The following is an 18,536-nucleotide window of genomic DNA, read 5'->3' on the forward strand; positions in this document are numbered from 1 at the left end:
CGGGGATGATCAGTAGTTGCCGTGGGCTATGTCCGCCAGGCCCTTGCGCTTGGCGTCATAATAATAGCCGCGTGCGTAGAGCTGAACAGCACTGGCTTCTTTGTTCTCAGTCTTGTTGTCCGCCACCATCCATGCGCCGCGCAGATATTTCGCGGCATATTTGATGTTGGTCTCCGCATCGAGCAGGCCTGAAGGCGGGCCTTCGTAACCCATCGACTTAGCCGTGTTGTATTTGATCTGCATCAGGCCGAAATAGCCGGCCCTGTTATAGGCGTTCGGATTGTAACGGCTCTCGCGATGGACAACGCGATGGATAAGCGATTCCGGAATTTCATAAAGTCTGGCGTATTTCTGGATGAGCTTCGAAACGTAGGTCTTCTCCGCCGGCGGCACATCGGAATCGTAATTCTGAGTGGTCAGCACTGCCGAAACGACCGTGGGGCCGCTGGCATCGAAGTTGAAATCGTAGTGCATGCGGGTATCCGCATAACCCATCCCGGGGATCTGCGTGGGTGCGGCATAGGCGACTTCAGCAGGCGCCATGATCGGCGCATTTTCATCGGGGCGGGGTGTCGGAACGACGGACTGGATCGCCGCTATGTCCGATGTCATCGGAATGGTCGCTTGCCCCTCAGCCACTGAACTCGATACGGGCAGAAGCGCGGTATCGCCCGGACGGGCCGGGTTCGGGATCGGGATGGCAACAACGGCGGGGACCACCGGTTCGTCGGAGGCCGCATACGCGGCCGCTGCGGACGTGTTTGCCGTGGGCGCGCCGGTCGCGGCCGCAATGGCGACGGTGCCTTGATTCACTGTGGTCGGCGCATTCGCCACCGGAGCGGCCATGCGGTCCTGGGCTGCCTGGACCTGATTTTGATCAACCGAACCGGCGACAATCCGATCGGATTTCATCAATGCTGCCTGCTGCTGCGGCTGGATCTGCGGGCCTGTTGCCGGTGTGGTGGATGCCATCGCTGCGCCGCCCAAAGACGATGCAGCACCGACCGTAGCCGGGTTTGTATTCGGATGCGGCACGTTGGTTTGTGCCGACGGGAGTTCTGCCTGGGACGTCTGTTGCTGAGTGCTTGCACACCCCGCAAGGACGCCGCACATCATTGCCGAAAAGGCAACGCTGCGCTTCAGGCTGGGAAATCCGATCGTTACCATTCTGTCACTTTCGAAAAAACCAAACCTCCCTGCGATGCAAATCAGTCACAGGGTTGATAAATTTATGAATCCCCCATTAACCTATCCGTGATCGCCCCGCAACCCTGGACGGGCCTCAAGCGGCCATCCGGCGGTATCCGGCGGTCACTGCGCCGGCCGCAATCAACAGGGTTCCGCCTGTCCGGTTGACGGCGCGTTGCACGCTTGCCTTGCGGATAAAACCACGGGCCATGTCGGCGATGAAAACGTAAAGCAATGAGTTCAACGCTGCCAAAGTCAGGAAAGTCGCCTCCAAAATAAGGGTCTGCTCAAGGAACGGCTTCGACATGTCGAGAAATTGCGGCACGAAGGCGATGAAGAAGACGATGCTCTTCGGGTTTAATGCCGTCACAACATAAGCGTGCAACAGAATCTTCAGTGGTTTTTCCTCTGGAAGATTGTCGTTATCGCCTATCGGGCCGGTCACGATCGGGGCACGCCAGAGCTTGATTCCCAGAAACATGAGGTAGGCTGCGCCGATCAGCTTGAGAATCGTAAACAGAGTCGCCGAAGTGGCGAGAAGTGCGCCAAGACCGGCAAGCGAGGCGGTCATCGCCGTGAAATCGCCAAGCGTCACGCCGGTCACGGTTGCCAGTGCCGTCTTGCGACCATGGCCGAGTGCATACGAGATCACAAGGAGAATGGTCGGACCGGGGATTGCCAGCATGATGCAGGATGCGGCGGCGAAAGCGAGCCAGGTTTCGATGGACATGGAATCCTCCTCTATTCCTATTCGCCGCCAGCAAAGACATTGGATTTATGATCCGTCAATTAGGACTGTGCGTATTTTTGCCCGATATGATCCATGACCTCGCCGAACCACGGCAATGACAGATCGAAGGGCTTGCCGCCCTTGATGCGCGGGAATTCGATGGTGCGCAGCTTGCCGCCCTGGCCTTCGTCGTGACCGGTGACACCGGACACTTTATTCAATGCGCTTTCGACCGCGAGATCGACCATGCCCTGGATAAGACGCAGGTCTTCGCCGTTGGCGGGCGCCGAGCGGGCAAAGTAGCCCGACTTCTGTACGAGAGAGCGCTCCGCACCGAGAAGGGTGGCGAATTGCTTCTGGAACCAGTTGCCGACATTGATGGTATCGATCTTCACATGACCGAAGGCATCGCGCTTGATGGTTTCACCGGCAGCTTCACGTTCGGCGACGATGGCGTCGAGGCCGGCACCTTCCGAAACGAACAGAGTCACCTGGCCGGTCTTGTCCATGATGCCATTCAGGCGATCGACTTCTGCTTCGATGTCGAAGGCCATTTCCGGCAGATAAAGGCCGTCGATGCTCTTCATGGCGGCGTTCATCATGAAGCCCTCGACATATTCATTGGCGCTGGTCTTCTGGATATAGGCCCGGGCCGTCGCCGCCGTCAGCCAGCCGCAGCTACGGCCCATGACTTCATGGACAACGAGGGTGCGCGGCGCGGCGGTTTGTTCGTTGCTGACATTGTCGAAGAAATGTGCGCCGACTTCGGCCGCCGTCCAGGCGCCAAGAGACTGACGGATCGGCACGACGTCGTTGTCGACCGTTTTCGGCAGGCCGACCACGGTCAGGTCGTAGCCGTTGGCGCCGAGATAGGCGGCAAGATCGGCGGCCGTCGTGTTGGTGTCGTCGCCACCGATCGTATGAAGAATGGTGACGCCGTCGGAGGCGAGGCGCTCAGCGGCGACGCGCAGCGGATTTTCACCTTCCTTGACGAGGCCGCGCTTGACGCAATCGGCGGCGTTGGTGAGCTTGACGCGACTGTTGCCGATCGGCGAGCCGCCGTAGCGGTGCAACAGATGGGCGCGTTCGCGCATGCCAGGCGTGATCTCGATACGATCGGCCAGCAGAACGCCCTGATAGCCGGAGCGATAGGCGATGATGTCGAGATCGGGCGCCACGTCGCTGTAGCGCTGGATCAGGCCGCCGACCGCGGAGGAGAGACAGGGCGCCAATCCGCCGGCGGTGAGCATTGCGACTTTTTGTTTGGCCATGGGGATCCTCCTTGCAGCCGAGCTGCTTCATTTTCGGTGATTGCCGTCCGAATGGATGCGACAGGCGGGCATTGCTGTAAAGTAAAGAATTTAAGAAAGGCGCCCATTGTTTTTTCATCCGGGCGATCAGCTGGCCGATCGTGCGGCATCACAAATTGCGGCTTCAAACACGCCATCATTACCGAATTGTGAAAAGTGTTTTCCGCCGTGCGACCAATGGGCTGCTTGCAATCGCAACCATTATTTGATCAAGGTGTTTCTATTCAGAAGGGGTAGTCGAGACCATCATGTCGTTTTGGGAAAAATTGCTGAATGCTATTGGTGGCACCGCTGGCAATGCCCTGTCGGCGGTGGTTGAAGCCATCCGTACGGTGTTCGAAGGCGATCCGGAAACCCGCCGCAAGGTGGCTGTTTCCGTTGCCATCATCGCGCTTTCCGCCAAGATGGCGAAGGCCGACGGCGTGGTGACCGAGAACGAGGTCAACGCCTTCCGGGAGATATTCGAATTTCCGCCGGATCAGGCGAAGAACGTCGCGCGTCTTTATAATCTGGCGCGCCAGGACGTCGCCGGCTACGAGGCCTATGCCGAGAAGCTATCGTCGCTTTGTGTTACCTGCACGAAGAATTGCCCGGTGCTGGAAGACGTGCTCGATGGTCTCTTCCATATCGCCAAGGCCGATGGCCTGATCCACGAGAAGGAAATAGCCTTCCTGCAGCACATTGCCCAGATCTTCCATATGAGTGAAGAGCGGTTCGAGCAGATCATGGCGCGCCACGTCAGTGTCGGCGGCCGCGATCCTTACAAGGTGCTCGGCGTGTCGCCCCAGGATGATTTCACGACCATCCGTCGTCGCTACCATGGCCTGGTCTACGAGAACCACCCTGACCGTCTCGTCTCGCGCGGCGTGCCGGAAGAGTTCCACCTTATCGCCAATGAGCGCATGGCGGCGCTCAATGCGGCCTATGCGGAAATCGAGAAAGAACGCCGCGCCGCATGAGTTCCTTTGCGGCAGATTTTTCCGGCGCCAGCGTGCAGCCGTCGCCAAACCATGGCGAGCGCAGGGGCGGGCATAAGCCGGACATGATCCTTCTGCACTATACCGGCATGGGTACGGCCGAAGTCGCGCTTGACTGGCTCTGTCGTGACGAGAGCCAGGTGTCGAGCCACTATTTCGTTTTCGAGGATGGGCGCGTGATCCAGCTCGTGCCGGAGGAACGCCGCGCATGGCACGCCGGCAAAAGCGTCTGGCACAATGAGGCCGATATCAATTCGTTGTCGATCGGCATCGAAATTGCCAATGCCGGTCATCCCGGCGGGCTGCCGGACTTTCCCGACGCGCAGATCGAAGCGGTCATCGAACTGTGTCGCGATTGCGGCCAGCGCTGGGCGATTTCACCTGAGCGTGTGCTTGGACACTCCGATGTCGCGCCTGTCCGCAAGGTCGATCCGGGCGAAAAATTCCCGTGGGCACGACTGGCTGCAGCAGGCGTCGGTCATTGGGTCGAACCGGCGCCGATCACTGGTGGACGGTTCTTCCAGAAGGGCGATGTCGGCCAGCCGATCGAGGCGCTGCAATCGATGCTCTCGCTCTATGGTTACGGCACGGAAATTACAGGCGAATTCTCCACGAAGCTGGAAGGGGACGTCGAGGCCTTTCAGCGCCATTTCCGCCAAGAGCGCGTGGACGGGATTGCCGATTTTTCGACCATCGACACGCTGCATCGTTTGCTGTCCGCGCTGCCTCGCTTTTCCTAAGGGTAGGCTGACCTCATTTTTGCGATGGCAGAGGCGCCGTAACGCTCAAAATGCGTAACGTGCTGCAGCGCCACATCATTTCCCTATTATCTCCGCATTGCGCTGGTCTAACGACGCTCGCTAAACGGCGGTCGCGCAAATCTCGTTTGTGTGTCGCGCGGCCGTAAAGAATAACGGGGACCGTGCACTCCGGCGGCTCTTTTTGCCTCGCGCCGGATCGATAGCTTTCTGCTATCCGCGGTCCCGCGCCCGGAGACAAAAGACTACATGAAAAATCTGATTGTTGCGGCGGCAGCATGCGTAAGCGTGCTGCTGACAGGATATGATTGCGCCTTTGCCGACCCGCTCGGCGAGAAAACCCAGACCTTTCCTCTGCAGGTCATCACGCGTACCACCGGCTATCCGATGCCCGGTGTCCCTGCCGAATTGCGCGATGCGGAAAATTCCTTCACTGAACAAAATCCCTATTCGGCCCTGATTGCCAAATATGCCAAGGAGAACGGCGTGCCGGTCGTATTGGCGACGGCGGTCATTCAGATCGAAAGCAATTTCAATCCAAAGCGGCGCGGCAGCGCCGGCGAGATCGGCCTGATGCAGATCAAGCCCACGACAGCGAAGCTGATGGGCTATTCCGGAAGTGCCAAGGGACTTTACGATCCCGATACGAACATCAAGTTCGGCATGAAATACCTCGCCATGGCGCAGGAACTTGGCGGTGGAGCGACGTGCAACACCATCCTCAAATACAATGCCGGTCACGCTGCGACGCGCATGAATCCGATCTCGCAGCAATATTGCGGTAAGGTGCTGGCGCTCCTTGATTAATGGCTGCTTTTGAGAGGATTGCGGGTAGGGCTGAACCGCTTTCCATGTTATCGAGTCGCGATCATTTGCGAGGGACATAACATGGCAGCGGATTTCAGGTTCATCGTCGTCGGTCGGGGGATGATGGGGGCGGCTGCCGCCCGCCATCTGGCCAAACAAGTGGACGGCATAGCCGTCATCGGACCGGATGAGCCCGAGGACCGCGCGAACCATCAGGGTGTTTTCGGTAGTCACTACGACGAAGGCCGGATTACCCGCACCATCGATCCCGACGCCGACTGGGCGCGACTCGCCAATCGCTCGATCGCTCGCTATGCCGAGATCGAGCGCGACAGCGGCATTCAGTTCTACGCGCCGGTCGGCTGCCTCGTGGTCGGGCCGAAGCGGGGCGGCACGCATGCCTATGTCGGCAGTGTCGTCGATGCCGCGTCTCGACTCGGTGTCCAGACAGAAGTTCTGAACGATGCCGGGTTGAGGGCGAAATTCCCCTTCTTCTCCTTTGCGGAAGGCAGTGAGGGCGTCTACGAGCCACACGGCGCCGGCCATATCAGCCCGCGTCGGCTGGTGAAGGCACAGTCGTTGCTGGCGGAGAAAGCGGGAGCTCGCATCATCAAGCAGACCGTCGTCTCGATCCGCGACGAGGGCGGCCTGGCGGTCGTCACCACGGCGGAAGGCGAGACATTCCGGGCGGAGAAAGTCCTCCTCGCCGCGGGCGGTTTTTCCATTGCCGAGAATCTGTTGCCGCGGCCGGTTGAGATGAAGGTTTATGGCCGCACGGTGACCTTCTTCGAGGTAAGCGAGGCGGAAGCCGAGGCGCTTTCGGCCATGCCGTCGCTGATATCTTCCAAGCCTGACAATATCGACAGCATTTACTTGCTGCCTCCGATCCGCTACCCGGACGGAAAATACTACATCAAGATCGGCGGCGACCCGGACGCTCTCCAATTCGAAAGCGAACCGGATCTGCGTAGGTGGTTTCGAACCGCCGGCCGCGACAAGGCACGCGATCACTTGACGCGGATCATCCACGAACTGGTTCCCGGCGTGACCGGGCCGTCGGCCTTTACCAATTCCTGTGCCGTTTCCTATTCGCCGACCAGCTATCCCATGATCGGTTACACGTCGTCGCCGCGCGTCGCTGTTCTGACCGGCGGGTGCGGCACGGCGGCGAAGAGTTCAGACGAGATCGGCAGGCTCGGGGCGGAATTGTTGCTTGAAGGTCGAATCAAGGATGACGGCTACCGCACGGATTTCTCTGCACATTTCCGTGCTTAGGCCTCAGCGGAGACAATGCCGCATATTTCGGTGGCAATTGCCGGCGGTCTCGGCTAATGGAGCCCTGCCAGTTGGCCGGGCAGCCGCGCTTCACCAATGCCGAAAGGCGGTGGGGTGAGGAAAGTCCGGGCTCCACGGAAACACGGTGCCGGATAACGTCCGGCGGGGGTAACCTCAGGGAAAGTGCCACAGAAAGCAAACCGCCCGGTCCTCGGATCGGGTAAGGGTGAAAGGGTGGGGTAAGAGCCCACCGCGTCTCTGGCAACAGCGACGGCACGGTAAACCCCACCGGGAGCAAAACCGAATAGGGATGACGCGGACCGCGAAAGCGGTCCAGCCCGTTTCCGGGCCGGTCATCCGGGTGGGTTGCATGAGGCGGCGCGCAAGCGGCGTCCCAGATGAATGGCTGCCACGTTCCGGCCTCGGTCGGAGCCATACAGAACCCGGCTTACAGGCCAACTGGCAAATCTTCCTTCCCCGATGCCGATGCTTATAGTGCGCCTTGCGGAAACAATTTTCAGGCTGTCAGAAGCCTTGGTTTTCAGCCTCTGCACTCTGCCGAGGAGAGGCGTTTTCGCCTGTGAAAACAAACCGTTTTGAAGCGTCCGTTCAGGGCGATCCTAACCTTTCGTTAAACTTAACGGCTTATGAATATTCAGGCTGTGGCCACGTCTCCGTGGCTTCATCCCATTGACGCCCATATGGTCCCATGGTATCCCAAGAGCACACTGCACAAGGGCAAATCAATGCCCATTCATCGCAAAGCCTTGATCCCTCCTTTATCGGAGGCGTCGGAAGGGTATTCTCTCTTTCGGCTTGCGAAGCTGTGTCCGATTTTGGCTATGTCTGCGGGCGAATGATCGCCCGTATGTCATGGGAAACGGGTGTTTCGCGTCATGAACCGCTTCCTGTCGAATGCGACCAACAGGATCGATGCCAAGGGCCGGGTATCCGTGCCGGCGGCATTTCGTTCGGTGTTGGTGGAGCGCAATATCCAGGAGCTGTATTGTTTCCAGGATTTTGTGTTCCCGGCGATCAGCGTCGGCGGTCTCGATCTGCTCGATCGGTTCGAGCGGCAGATTGCGGCGGACGATCCTTTTTCGCCGGCGGCGAACCAGATGTCGCTCCTGATTCACGGGGGCGGGGTCTTCATGAAGCTCGATGCGGAAGGGCGGCTGATGGTCACGGATTTTATCCGCGGCTTCACCGGTATCGCCAACGAAGTGACTTTCGTCGGGCGGGCAGATCATTTTCAATTGTGGCAGCCGGAGGCTTTCCAAGCCTTGCAGGCGCAGGCACGAGAGGAGCGCAAGCTGGCGGGCGGGCGCTCGGAATAGGACGGGGAAACGGAATGGCGGCGAATCCTGGCGGAGGCTCGACTGATGCCGGTGGCGGACCGGTTCGCCACATTCCGGTTCTCCTTGCAGAAGTGCTTGAGGTGCTGGCACCGGTCGCCGGCAAGCTCATTCTTGATGGCACGTTCGGCGCCGGTGGCTATACCTCGGCTATTCTGAGGGCTGGTGCGGATGTAATTGCGCTCGACCGCGATCCGACTGCGATTGCGGCAGGGCAGGCGATGGTTGCTGCTCATGCAGGCCATCTTTCTCTCGTTCATTCGCAGTTTTCGCAGCTTGCCGACCACGCGCCGCATAACGGGCTCGATGGCGTCGTGCTGGATATCGGTGTCTCTTCGATGCAGCTTGATGAGGCCGAGCGCGGCTTCTCGTTCAACAAGAGCGGCCCGCTCGACATGCGCATGTCGGCAAGCGGCGTATCGGCGGCCGATGTCGTCAATCGCGCCAAGTTGGCCGATCTCATTCGCATTTTCGCCTTTCTCGGTGAAGAGAAGCAGGCGCCGCGCATCGCGCATGCAATCGAAAAGCGGCGGGCGGAAGCACCGTTCGTCACGACCCGCGATCTCGCTGGACTGATCGAGATCGTCACGCCGCGGAAGGCCAAGGACAAGATCCATCCTGCGACCCGGGTTTTCCAGGCGCTGCGCATCTTTGTCAACGACGAGCTCGGCGAGCTGGCGCAGGCGCTATTTGCCGCCGAGCGGGCGCTGAAGCCGGGCGGTCGTCTGGTTGTTGTTACTTTTCATTCCCTGGAAGACCGGATCGTCAAGAAGTTCTTCGCCGATCGCTCGGGCCGCGCCACCGGCTCTCGCCATATGCCCATGGTGCACGAGCGGCTGGCGACCTTCGATCCGATTGGTAAGCCGATGATTTCGGCAAGCGACGCGGAGGCTGAGGTCAATCCGCGGGCGCGCTCGGCCAAGCTGCGCGCGGGTGTTCGCACCGCTGCGACGGCTGAGGCTGCCGATCTCTCGATCTTCGATCTGCCCAATCTCGCCAGTCTCGAAAAGCTCGGAGGTTGATATGCTGAAGACTTTTGACATCGTTCTGATTGGCGTCATGACGGCAATGGCCGCTGTCACCTACACGATCAAACATCGTGCCGAGCTGAAGCTCGAAGAGGTTCATCGCCTCGAATCGGAGATCAAGCTGGAGAAGGACACGATCGAGCTTCTGAAGGCGGATTGGGCGCTGGTCGTGCAGCCAAACCGCTTGGAGCGATTGGTCAATAACTATAACGACGAACTCAAGCTGCAGCCGACCCTGTCGACCGCGATTGTGCAGCCGAACGAGTTGCCGATGCTGCGCTCGCAGCTTCCGCCGGAAACCATTGCCGATGCCAAGGATGGCGCGAAGGACGGCAGCGCCAAAGCAGCCAGCAGCAAGGTGAATTCGGCCGCGGCGTCGAAGAATGGCGACACGACGGACGCGGAAATCAGAAAGGCGATTGCCGATGTCGCCGCCGCTCCTGCGCCGCGTCCGGTTGCCAAGGCGCCGTCGCTGCTGAAGCGCAAAAAACAAGAAGTCGACAATATCGCAACGGGATCGGTGGACGAGTGATGTCTTTTCTTTCGCGCATCATGGTCTTGAAAAGCAAGGCGCATTTCTCCACCGACGGCAATAACCGCCCGAACGACGGTTTCAGTGGATCGACCTTTGAAGGTGCCCGTAAACGCAAGTCCAATCAGGCCAAGAGCCGTGTCGTTCTGTTGGTCGCGAGCTTTGCCGTCGTCTACTGCATCATCGGCGGTCGTCTCGCCCAGTTCGCCATGACCCCGCCGGATACGACGTCGAGCATCCTGCCGCCTGACCGGCTGATGGCCTCACGCCCTGACATCGTCGACCGCAACGGCGCGCTGCTTGCGACCGATATCCGCACGGTGTCGCTGTTTGCCGAACCGAACAAGATCATCGATCCCGATGAGGCGGTCGAGGAATTGCGCACCGTCCTGCCCGACCTCGACACCAAGGGCACCTATAAGAAACTTGCCGTCAAGACCTCGCATTTTGCCTGGCTTCGCCGGCAGTTGACGCCGAAACAGCAGAGCCAGATCCTGGCGCTCGGCATTCCCGGCATCGGTTTTCGTCCGGAAAAGCGCCGCTTCTATCCAGGCGGCTCGACCGCCGCCCACATTCTCGGCTACGTCAATATCGATAATCGTGGCGTCGCGGGCATGGAGAAATACATCGACGACCAGGGGCTTGCCGATCTCGCGGCCGCCGGCATGACCAATGACCAGCCGCTGCAGCCGGTGAAACTGTCGATCGATCTGCGTGTGCAGGACATCGTCCATGATGCCGTTGTCAACGCCGTCAACAATTTCCAGGCAAAGGGCGCGGGTGCAGCGGTACTCGACGCTCGCACCGGCGAAGTGCTGGCAATGGCGTCGGCCCCCGACTTCGATCCGAACTATCCGAACGAGGGTGCCGCGGAAGGCTGGCTCAACCGCATGACGAACGGAACGTTCGAAATGGGGTCGACCTTCAAGACCTTCACCATGGCGATGGCGCTCGATTCCGGCAAGGTCACGCTGCGTGATGCCTTTGATGCCACCAACCCGATCCGCATCGGCGGCTTCACCATTCATGACTTCCACGGACAGCATCGCGTGCTGACCGTTCCGGAAATCTTCCAGTATTCCTCTAACATCGGCACGGCGAAGATCGCTGACCTCATTGGCATCGATGCGCACAAGGAATTCCTGACCCGGATGGGGCTGCTCAACAAAATGGACACCGAGCTGCCGGAAGTGAAGATGCCGAGCCAGCCGCATGTGTGGAAGAAGATCAACTCGATCACCATCTCCTTCGGCCACGGTGTCTCCACGACACCGCTGCAGACGGCGGTCGCCGGTGCGGCCCTCGTCAACGGCGGCAAGCTGATCGAGCCGACCTTCCTGCCACGAACCCGGGAGCAGGCCGATGCGATCGCCAAGACCGTCGTCAAGAAGAGCACCAGCGACGACATCCGCTTCCTGCTCGATTTCAACGGCTCCAAGGGGTCCGGCCGCGCCGCCCGCGTACCTGGCTATGACGTCGGCAGCAAAACCGGCACGGCCGATAAGGTCGTCAACGGCCGCTATTCGCACACACTGAATTTCAACACCTTCCTGGCTGCGTTCCCGATCGACAATCCGCAATATGTCATCATGACCTTCTGCGATGAGCCGAAGACCGGTGAGCATGGCGGCACCATCTCGGCCTATACGGCGGCGCCGATCGCTCGCGACATCATCGCACGGGCGGCGCCTATTCTCGGAATCCAACCCAGCTTCGGAAACGGCAACTCGGCCTTGCTGGTGTCTTATTAAGCGTGAAAGAATACACGGGTCGATTCGCGAGGGGCGGACTGATCGAGAAGGCGAAAAGTATATTCGATGAACTTGCGGGACATTGCCGGAAAAGCGTTTCCGGAACTCAACGAACAAGTCGGCGGGACACTTGGCGATCTTGAGATAACAGGCCTTTCCGCTGATAGCCGTAGGATTGCGCCCGGCATGGCTTTTATCGCTGTCGCTGGCACGAAAGCCGACGGCGCAAGTTTCATTGCCGATGCAGTTTCGCGCGGTGCATCGGTCGTTGTCGCGGGCCATGGCGCTGTTGCCGCCGGCGCGCCGCTGCTGACCGTTGCGGAGCCGCGCCGTTTCCTCGCCGTCGCCGCCTCGCACTTTTACGGCAGGCAACCCGAGACGATGGTCGCCGTTACCGGTACTGCCGGTAAAACCTCGGTCGCTTCTTTCACCCGTCAGATCTGGGCACATGCGGGTCATCCCGCGGCGATGATCGGCACGACCGGTGTCGTGTCGCCGACGCGCAACGACTACGGCTCGCTGACGACGCCGGATCCGGTGTCGTTGCACCAGTTGCTTGCCGAGCTTGCCGGCGAGGGCGTCACTCATGCGGCGATGGAAGCCTCTAGCCATGGCCTCGATCAATTCCGCCTCGACGGTGTCAGGCTCGCTGCCGCTGCCTTCACCAATCTTGGCCGCGACCATATGGATTATCATCCGACGGTCGAGGACTACATGGCTGCAAAGATGCGGCTGTTCCGTGATCTGCTGCCGAAAGGCTCCCCCGCGATAATCTTTGCCGATGATGCGTGGTCGGAGCCGGCGATCGCGGCTGCGCGCGACGCCGGGCAGGACATACGTACCGTCGGCCGCAAGGGCGATTTCCTGACGCTGAAGCGCGTCGAGCATTTCCGTCACAAGCAGATCGCGGAAGTGCATATTGGCGACGATATTTTCGAGGTTCACATTCCGCTTGCCGGCGATTTCCAGGTCGCTAATGCGCTGGTTGCGGCCGGTCTTGCCATTTCCACCGGCGTTGCCGCGCCGGTTGCCATGGCGGCGCTGGAAAAGCTTGCCGGCGCTTCCGGTCGATTGGAGCTTGTCGGTCATACCCCTGATGGCGCACTTGCCTATGTCGACTATGCGCACAAGCCGGATGCTTTGGAAAATGTGCTAAATTCGGTGAGGCCGTTCACCACCGGCCGCGTCATCGTCGTCTTCGGTTGCGGCGGCGACCGCGATCGCGGCAAGCGGCCGATCATGGGTGAAATCGCCTGCCGTCTGGCCGACGTGGTTGTCGTCACCGACGACAATCCGCGCTCGGAAGAGCCGGCGACGATCCGCGCCGAGATCATGGCGGCGGCGCCCTGCGCCACCGAGATCGGCGATCGCGCCAAGGCGATCCGCGAGGCGGTCGGCATGCTGAAATCCGGCGATACGCTGATCGTCGCAGGCAAGGGGCATGAGGAAGGTCAGACGATCGGCAGCGTCACGTTGCCCTTTTCGGACCACGCCGAACTGCGCAAAGCACTGGAGGAGGTAAAGTCTTGAGCTGGCTATGGACAACTGAAGACATGATCGCCGCCATTGCGGGCCGCTCCTTTGGGGGCTTGCCCGAGGGCATTACGGGGATTTCCATCGACAGCCGCACGATCAAGCCGGGCGAAGCGTTCTTCGCCATCAAGGGCGATCGCGTCGATGGCCACGACTACGCCAATCTGGCGATGGCGAACGGCGCGGCGTTGATCGTGATCAGCGAGGCGCGGCTGCCGGCGATGGGCCGACTGACTGTGCCGAAGATCGTTGTCGACGACGTATTGGCAGCGCTCGCCAGGCTGGGTGTTGCCGCCCGCCAGCGTACGCAAGCCCGCATCATCGCTGTCACCGGATCTGTCGGCAAAACCACCACGAAGGAGATGCTGCGCCGGACGTTGTCGCCATCAGGCAAGGTGCATGCCTCCGTAGCCTCTTTCAACAATCACTGGGGCGTGCCGCTCAGTTTGGCGCGCATGCCTCAGGATACCGATTTCGGTGTCTTCGAGATCGGCATGAACCATCCAGAGGAAATCCGGCCGCTGACCAAGATGGTGCAGCCGCATGTGGCGATCATCACCACGATCGCGCCGGCTCATCTCGGCAATTTCAGGAACATCACGGAGATCGCCGCTGCGAAGGCGGAGATTTTCGACGGCGTTGTGCCGGGCGGTCACGTCATTCTCAACCGCGACAACGACCAGTTCGATTTCCTGGAGCGCGCCGCGTTGGCCGCCGGCGTCGAGCACGTGCACAGTTTCGGCCAGCATGCCAAGGCGGACGTGCGGCTGGCGGAGTTCAATGCATCGGAAGAGAATTCGACGCTGTGGCTGACAATCGGCGGCGAGACGATGGAAGTGGCGATCGGTGCACCCGGTCGGCATATCGCGGAAAACGCGTTAGCCGTTCTCGGCGCAGTGATGCTTGTCGAGGCCGATCTCGACAAGGCGGTCGATGCGCTGGCGACGCTGCGGGCAGAAAAGGGCAGGGGGCAGCGCCACAAACGCGCGATCGGCAATGGTTATTTCACGCTAATCGATGAAAGTTACAACGCCAACCCCGCTTCGATGCGCGCGGCTATCGCGCTGCTGGCGACCTCGTTGCCGGATGCCAACGTCGGCAGCAGAGCGGGCAGGCGGGTCGCCATCCTCGGCGATATGTTGGAAATGGGGGATTATGCCCAGCGAGTGCATGCCAACCTTGCCGGTCCGCTGTTGGCGGCCGGCATCGAGCATGTCTGGCTGGCAGGTCCGGAGATGGCGGCGTTGAGGGATGCGCTGCCGGAAAGTGTTTATGTCGAATATCGTGAGAAGACGGAGGAGCTCTCGGAATTCGTGCTCAATTCGGTCGCCCCAGGCGACGTTTTGATGGTGAAATCGTCGCTGGGGATAGGGTTCGGGAAGATCGTGGCAGCTTTGCTTGACAAGTTTCCAGCATTCTCCGACACGGAGCCTCACTCCCATCAGGGGCTTTAGAAAGGGCTCTTATGCTGATCTGGCTTGCCGAACTGTCGGACCACGTTCATTTTTTCAGTACTCATTTCAGATTTCTCAATCTGTTCAGATACATCACGTTCCGCACCGGCGGCGCTTTGTTCACTTCGGCGTTGATCGTCTTCCTCTTCGGGCCGCGAATCATCGCCTCCCTGCGTGTACGTCAGGGCAAAGGTCAGCCGATTCGCGCCGACGGTCCACAGACTCATTTCAAGAAAGCCGGTACGCCGACCATGGGCGGGCTGATGATTTTGGCCGGTATCGTCGTGTCGTCATTGCTGTGGGCCGATCTCGCCAGTGTCTACGTGGTCGCGACGCTGCTGGTTACGTTGGGCTTCGGCGCCATCGGCTTCTATGACGACTATCTCAAGGTCACGAAGCAGAGCGACAAGGGCTTTTCCGGCCGTGCCCGCCTCGGCATCGAATTCGTCATTGCCGCCATCGCCGTCTACTTCATGATGAGCACGGCGCTGTCCTCCGGCACCGCCGGTTCGACCTTCGGTTCGTCGGTCGCATTCCCGTTCTTCAAGAACTTCATGCTCAATCTCGGCATGTTCTTCGTGCTGTTCGGTGCTTTCGTTATCGTTTCCGCGGGTAACGCCGTGAACCTGACCGACGGCCTCGACGGGCTTGCCATCGTACCGGTCATGATCGCGGCCGCCTCTTTCGGCATCATCGCCTACCTCGCCGGCAACTACGTCTTCGCCGACTATCTGGCGATCAACTTCGTGCCCGGCACCGGCGAATTGGCCGTGGTGCTCGGCGCGGTCATCGGCGCCGGCCTCGGTTTCCTTTGGTTCAACGCGCCGCCGGCGGCCATTTTCATGGGAGACACTGGTTCTCTTGCGCTCGGCGGCATGATCGGTTCGGTGGCTGTCGCCACCAAGCATGAGATCGTCATGGCGATCATCGGTGGCCTTTTCGTACTGGAGGCGCTTTCGGTCATCATCCAGGTCGGCTTCTTCAAGATGACCGGCCGCCGCGTCTTCCTGATGGCGCCGATCCACCATCACTTCGAGAAGAAGGGCTGGACGGAAAGCCAAGTTGTCGTGCGCTTCTGGATCGTTGCGGTCATCCTGGCGATGGTCGGCCTCTCGACCCTGAAGCTTCGGTGAGGCGGCGATGATCCCTGTCACCACGCTCAAGGGGAAAAAGGTCGCACTGTTCGGCCTTGGCGGCTCAGGTTTTGCGACCGCGCGGGCGCTTGTTGCCGGTGGTACCGAGGTGACCGCCTGGGACGACAATCCCGACAGCGTGGCAAAGGCTGGCGCTGAGGGCATCCCTGTCGCCGATCTCAGAACGATCGATTGGAACGGGCTGTCGGTTTTCGTGCTGTCACCCGGTGTGCCGCTGACGCATCCGAGGCCGCACTGGACCGTCGACCTCGCTCATGCCGCCGGTGTCGAGGTTATCGGTGACGTGGAGCTCTTCGTCCGGGAGCGGCGAGCACATGCGCCGGATTGCCCTTTCATCGCCATCACCGGCACCAACGGCAAATCGACCACCACCGCGCTGATTGCTCATATCCTGCAATCGAGCGGCCGCGACACGCAGCTTGGCGGCAACATCGGAACGGCAATCCTGACGCTCGAGCCGCCCAAGGCGGAGCGTTACTACGTCGTCGAATGCTCCTCCTATCAGATCGATCTTGCTCCGACCCTCAATCCTTCCGCCGGCATTCTGCTCAATCTGACGCCCGATCATCTCGATCGGCATGGTACGATGCAACACTATGCCGACATCAAAGAACGGCTGGTGGCCGGCAGCGGCGTTGCAGTTGTCGGGGTTGATGACAGCTATTCCTCACTGATCGCCGACCGCGTCGAACGGGCGGGCGGCAAGGTGATCCGCATCTCGCGCCGGCATGTGCTGGCTCACGGGATTTATGCCGAAGGCAGCCGCATCATCCAGGCATCGACTGGCGCGACCTCGGAGATTGCCGATCTCGACGGCATCGAGACGCTGAGAGGCGGCCACAATGCGCAGAACGCTGCAGCCGCGATCGCCGCCTGCCTGGCGGTCGGCGTTTCCGCTGACGATATCCGTGCCGGGCTCAAATCCTTTCCCGGCCTCAAGCATCGCATGCAGCCGGTCGGCCGACGCGGCCGTGTCGTCTTCGTCAATGATTCCAAGGCAACCAATGCGGACGCCGCCGCACCGGCGCTATCCAGCTACGATCATATCTACTGGATCGCCGGTGGCTTGCCGAAAGAGGGTGGTATCACGACGCTGGCGCCGCTCTTTCCGCGCATCGCCAAGGCCTATCTGATCGGCGAAGCGGCGCCCGCCTTCGCGGCGACGCTCGGCGAGCAGGTGCCCTACGAAATATCAGGAACGCTGGAGCGCGCGGTCGCCCACGCCGCAGCCGATGCGGATAGCGACGAACATGAGGCGGCGGCGGTGATGCTGTCACCGGCTTGCGCAAGCTTCGATCAATACAAGAATTTCGAGGTCAGGGGTGATGCCTTCGTGAGCCACGTGGCTGCGATCGAGGGCGTCACCATGCTGGTCGGGTCAGCAACAGGAGGCGATTGATATGGTAAGCCGCGTTGAACGTGGGGCCTTGGCCGATTGGTTCTGGACCATCGACCGTGTATTCCTGGCATTATTCATCCTGTTGATCGGTATCGGCTTCATGCTCTCCTTCGCGGCGTCGCCTGCGGTCGCCGAGCGCATCGGGCTCGAACCCTTCCATTTCGTCAAGCGTCATGCCTTGTTTCTGGTGCCGGCGATCGCGACGATGATCGGTATCTCCTTCATGACGCCCCGGCAGGTACGCCGGACGGCGGTCATTCTGCTGATCGTCTCGCTGGCGATGATGCTGTTCGCGTTGTTCTTCGGTGTCGAGGTCAAGGGATCGCGGCGCTGGGTCAACATCGCGGCGCTCTCCATCCAGCCATCGGAATTCATGAAACCGGCCTTCGTCGTTGTCTGCGCCTGGCTGTTTGCCGAGCATGCGCGCCAGCCGGAAATTCCGGGTAATCTCTTTGCCATCATCCTCTTCGGTATCGTTGCGGCTCTCCTTGTTGCGCAGCCTGACCTTGGGCAGACGATTCTTACCACTGCTGTCTGGGGCGGTATGTTCTTCATGGCCGGCATGCCCTGGCTGTGGATCGGGGTGCTTGGCGGCCTCGGTGCCGGTGGCTTTGTGGCGGCCTACTACGTCTTTCCCCACGTGGCGCTTCGCGTCGACAAGTTCATGACCGGTGAGGGCGATACGTTCCAGGTCGATACCGCCAAGGAAGCAATCATCCACGGTAACTGGTTCGGCGTCGGGCCGGGGGAAGGCATCGTCAAGCGCATCATTCCGGATGCTCATACCGACTTCATCTTCTCCGTGGCTGCCGAGGAATTCGGTGTCGTTTTCTGCATGGTACTGGTTTGCATTTTCGCCTTCCTGGTGCTGCGCGGCCTGTCGCATGCCTATAGGGAAAAGAACGATTTCAACCGCTTTGCCGTCGCAGGCCTTGTGCTGCAGATTGGTATTCAGTCGATCATCAATGTCGGCGTGAACCTGCAGCTGCTGCCGGCCAAGGGTATGACCCTGCCGCTGATCTCCTATGGCGGCTCGTCAATGACCGCTATATGCGTAACGGCGGGCTTCATTCTGGCCCTGACGCGTCATCGGCCGGAAAAGAGGGCGCAGGACCGCAGTCTCTTTCGTGTGACGCACGGATTGCCGGCGGAGTGATCGTCTTGGACCCGTCTGCGCTTCACCCCCATCGCCCGGATTACGCCTATTCTTTGTTCGCTTTCGCGATGACGCGGAGCTATGAAGGAAGCTTGACGCACTTCGGTGACGCGGACGTGGCGGCTTCCT

General features: G+C 60.3%; 16 protein-coding genes and 1 other RNA gene. 14 read left to right on the forward strand and 3 right to left on the reverse strand.

From position 1 onward, the window contains the following. Positions 1 to 9: 9 nt before the first annotated feature. From FHT86_RS03140 to FHT86_RS03150, 3 genes are all read right to left on the reverse strand, one after another. Entirely contained in the window at positions 10 to 1,167 is a 1,158-nt protein-coding gene (locus FHT86_RS03140) for a lytic transglycosylase domain-containing protein (protein ID WP_133705485.1), read from the reverse strand. A 115-nt stretch (positions 1,168 to 1,282) separates the two neighbouring features. Further along, positions 1,283 to 1,918, reverse strand: coding sequence for a LysE family translocator (locus FHT86_RS03145; protein WP_133705486.1), 636 nt, complete (start codon positions 1,916 to 1,918; stop codon positions 1,283 to 1,285). Positions 1,919 to 1,977: 59 nt separating this feature from the next. Beyond that, a complete protein-coding gene (locus FHT86_RS03150) occupies positions 1,978 to 3,189 on the reverse strand; it encodes a pyrophosphate--fructose-6-phosphate 1-phosphotransferase (RefSeq protein ID WP_133705487.1) in 1,212 nt (403 codons plus the stop codon). A 287-nt stretch (positions 3,190 to 3,476) separates the two neighbouring features. Here FHT86_RS03150 and FHT86_RS03155 point away from each other — a divergent pair, with 287 nt between their 5' ends. The 14 genes from FHT86_RS03155 to ftsW all read left to right on the forward strand — a co-directional run bounded on the left by FHT86_RS03155 (position 3,477) and on the right by ftsW (position 18,407). Beyond that, on the forward strand, positions 3,477 to 4,187 hold the full coding sequence (locus FHT86_RS03155) for a J domain-containing protein (protein ID WP_133705488.1): 711 nt from the start codon (positions 3,477 to 3,479) through the stop codon (positions 4,185 to 4,187). Further along, a complete protein-coding gene (locus tag FHT86_RS03160; protein WP_133705489.1) occupies positions 4,184 to 4,945 on the forward strand; it encodes an N-acetylmuramoyl-L-alanine amidase in 762 nt (253 codons plus the stop codon). The genes FHT86_RS03155 and FHT86_RS03160 overlap by 4 nt, the downstream gene beginning before the upstream one ends. A gap of 267 nt (positions 4,946 to 5,212) precedes the next feature. Then, the gene (locus FHT86_RS03165; protein ID WP_133705490.1) at positions 5,213 to 5,770 is read left to right on the forward strand and encodes a lytic transglycosylase domain-containing protein; all 558 of its coding nucleotides are present in this window, start codon (positions 5,213 to 5,215) and stop codon (positions 5,768 to 5,770) included. Between the two features lie 81 nt (positions 5,771 to 5,851). Next, positions 5,852 to 7,045, forward strand: coding sequence for an FAD-binding oxidoreductase (locus FHT86_RS03170; RefSeq protein ID WP_133705491.1), 1,194 nt, complete (start codon positions 5,852 to 5,854; stop codon positions 7,043 to 7,045). A 67-nt stretch (positions 7,046 to 7,112) separates the two neighbouring features. Continuing rightward, an RNA gene (rnpB, locus tag FHT86_RS03175) (RNase P RNA component class A) lies at positions 7,113 to 7,512 on the forward strand. Between the two features lie 429 nt (positions 7,513 to 7,941). Then, positions 7,942 to 8,382: a division/cell wall cluster transcriptional repressor MraZ gene (gene mraZ / locus FHT86_RS03180; RefSeq protein WP_133705492.1), complete on the forward strand. Its 441-nt coding sequence runs from the start codon at positions 7,942 to 7,944 to the stop codon at positions 8,380 to 8,382. 14 nt (positions 8,383 to 8,396) lie between these two features. After that, positions 8,397 to 9,422, forward strand: coding sequence for a 16S rRNA (cytosine(1402)-N(4))-methyltransferase RsmH (gene rsmH, locus FHT86_RS03185; RefSeq protein ID WP_133705493.1), 1,026 nt, complete (start codon positions 8,397 to 8,399; stop codon positions 9,420 to 9,422). A gap of 1 nt (position 9,423) precedes the next feature. Further along, a complete protein-coding gene (locus FHT86_RS03190) occupies positions 9,424 to 9,960 on the forward strand; it encodes a hypothetical protein (RefSeq protein ID WP_133705494.1) in 537 nt (178 codons plus the stop codon). After that, on the forward strand, positions 9,960 to 11,711 hold the full coding sequence (locus FHT86_RS03195; protein WP_133705495.1) for a peptidoglycan D,D-transpeptidase FtsI family protein: 1,752 nt from the start codon (positions 9,960 to 9,962) through the stop codon (positions 11,709 to 11,711). Before FHT86_RS03190 ends, FHT86_RS03195 begins: the two co-directional genes overlap by 1 nt. 66 nt (positions 11,712 to 11,777) lie before the next feature. Then, complete coding sequence (locus FHT86_RS03200; RefSeq protein ID WP_133705496.1) at positions 11,778 to 13,241, forward strand: UDP-N-acetylmuramoyl-L-alanyl-D-glutamate--2,6-diaminopimelate ligase; 1,464 nt, start codon at positions 11,778 to 11,780, stop codon at positions 13,239 to 13,241. Further along, on the forward strand, positions 13,238 to 14,698 hold the full coding sequence (locus tag FHT86_RS03205; protein ID WP_133705497.1) for a UDP-N-acetylmuramoylalanyl-D-glutamyl-2,6-diaminopimelate--D-alanyl-D-alanine ligase: 1,461 nt from the start codon (positions 13,238 to 13,240) through the stop codon (positions 14,696 to 14,698). The genes FHT86_RS03200 and FHT86_RS03205 overlap by 4 nt, the downstream gene beginning before the upstream one ends. 11 nt (positions 14,699 to 14,709) lie before the next feature. Beyond that, positions 14,710 to 15,831, forward strand: coding sequence for a phospho-N-acetylmuramoyl-pentapeptide-transferase (gene mraY / locus FHT86_RS03210; protein ID WP_133705498.1), 1,122 nt, complete (start codon positions 14,710 to 14,712; stop codon positions 15,829 to 15,831). Between the two features lie 7 nt (positions 15,832 to 15,838). Further along, positions 15,839 to 17,251, forward strand: coding sequence for a UDP-N-acetylmuramoyl-L-alanine--D-glutamate ligase (murD, locus tag FHT86_RS03215; RefSeq protein WP_133705499.1), 1,413 nt, complete (start codon positions 15,839 to 15,841; stop codon positions 17,249 to 17,251). A 1-nt stretch (position 17,252) separates the two neighbouring features. Next, positions 17,253 to 18,407 carry a putative lipid II flippase FtsW gene (ftsW, locus tag FHT86_RS03220; RefSeq protein ID WP_133705500.1) on the forward strand — a complete coding sequence of 385 codons (1,155 nt, stop codon included), beginning with the start codon at positions 17,253 to 17,255 and terminating at the stop codon, positions 18,405 to 18,407. The last annotated feature ends 129 nt before the right edge of the window (positions 18,408 to 18,536 follow it).

The sequence above is a fragment of the Rhizobium sp. BK313 genome (assembly GCF_014193655.1).
In the GTDB taxonomy this organism is placed as follows: Bacteria; Pseudomonadota; Alphaproteobacteria; order Rhizobiales; family Rhizobiaceae; genus Rhizobium.

Excerpts from the sequence above, each read along its gene's own strand:
- FHT86_RS03140 (WP_133705485.1), bottom strand. The coding sequence starts at position 1,167 with ATGGTAACGATCGGATTTCCCAGCCTGAAGCGCAGCGTTGCCTTTTCG.
- FHT86_RS03145 (WP_133705486.1), bottom strand. The coding sequence starts at position 1,918 with ATGTCCATCGAAACCTGGCTCGCTTTCGCCGCCGCATCCTGCATCATG.
- FHT86_RS03150 (WP_133705487.1), bottom strand. The coding sequence starts at position 3,189 with ATGGCCAAACAAAAAGTCGCAATGCTCACCGCCGGCGGATTGGCGCCC.
- FHT86_RS03155 (WP_133705488.1), top strand. The coding sequence starts at position 3,477 with ATGTCGTTTTGGGAAAAATTGCTGAATGCTATTGGTGGCACCGCTGGC.
- FHT86_RS03160 (WP_133705489.1), top strand. The coding sequence starts at position 4,184 with ATGAGTTCCTTTGCGGCAGATTTTTCCGGCGCCAGCGTGCAGCCGTCG.
- FHT86_RS03165 (WP_133705490.1), top strand. The coding sequence starts at position 5,213 with ATGAAAAATCTGATTGTTGCGGCGGCAGCATGCGTAAGCGTGCTGCTG.
- FHT86_RS03170 (WP_133705491.1), top strand. The coding sequence starts at position 5,852 with ATGGCAGCGGATTTCAGGTTCATCGTCGTCGGTCGGGGGATGATGGGG.
- mraZ (WP_133705492.1), top strand. The coding sequence starts at position 7,942 with ATGAACCGCTTCCTGTCGAATGCGACCAACAGGATCGATGCCAAGGGC.
- rsmH (WP_133705493.1), top strand. The coding sequence starts at position 8,397 with ATGGCGGCGAATCCTGGCGGAGGCTCGACTGATGCCGGTGGCGGACCG.
- FHT86_RS03190 (WP_133705494.1), top strand. The coding sequence starts at position 9,424 with ATGCTGAAGACTTTTGACATCGTTCTGATTGGCGTCATGACGGCAATG.
- FHT86_RS03195 (WP_133705495.1), top strand. The coding sequence starts at position 9,960 with ATGTCTTTTCTTTCGCGCATCATGGTCTTGAAAAGCAAGGCGCATTTC.
- FHT86_RS03200 (WP_133705496.1), top strand. The coding sequence starts at position 11,778 with ATGAACTTGCGGGACATTGCCGGAAAAGCGTTTCCGGAACTCAACGAA.
- mraY (WP_133705498.1), top strand. The coding sequence starts at position 14,710 with ATGCTGATCTGGCTTGCCGAACTGTCGGACCACGTTCATTTTTTCAGT.
- murD (WP_133705499.1), top strand. The coding sequence starts at position 15,839 with ATGATCCCTGTCACCACGCTCAAGGGGAAAAAGGTCGCACTGTTCGGC.
- ftsW (WP_133705500.1), top strand. The coding sequence starts at position 17,253 with ATGGTAAGCCGCGTTGAACGTGGGGCCTTGGCCGATTGGTTCTGGACC.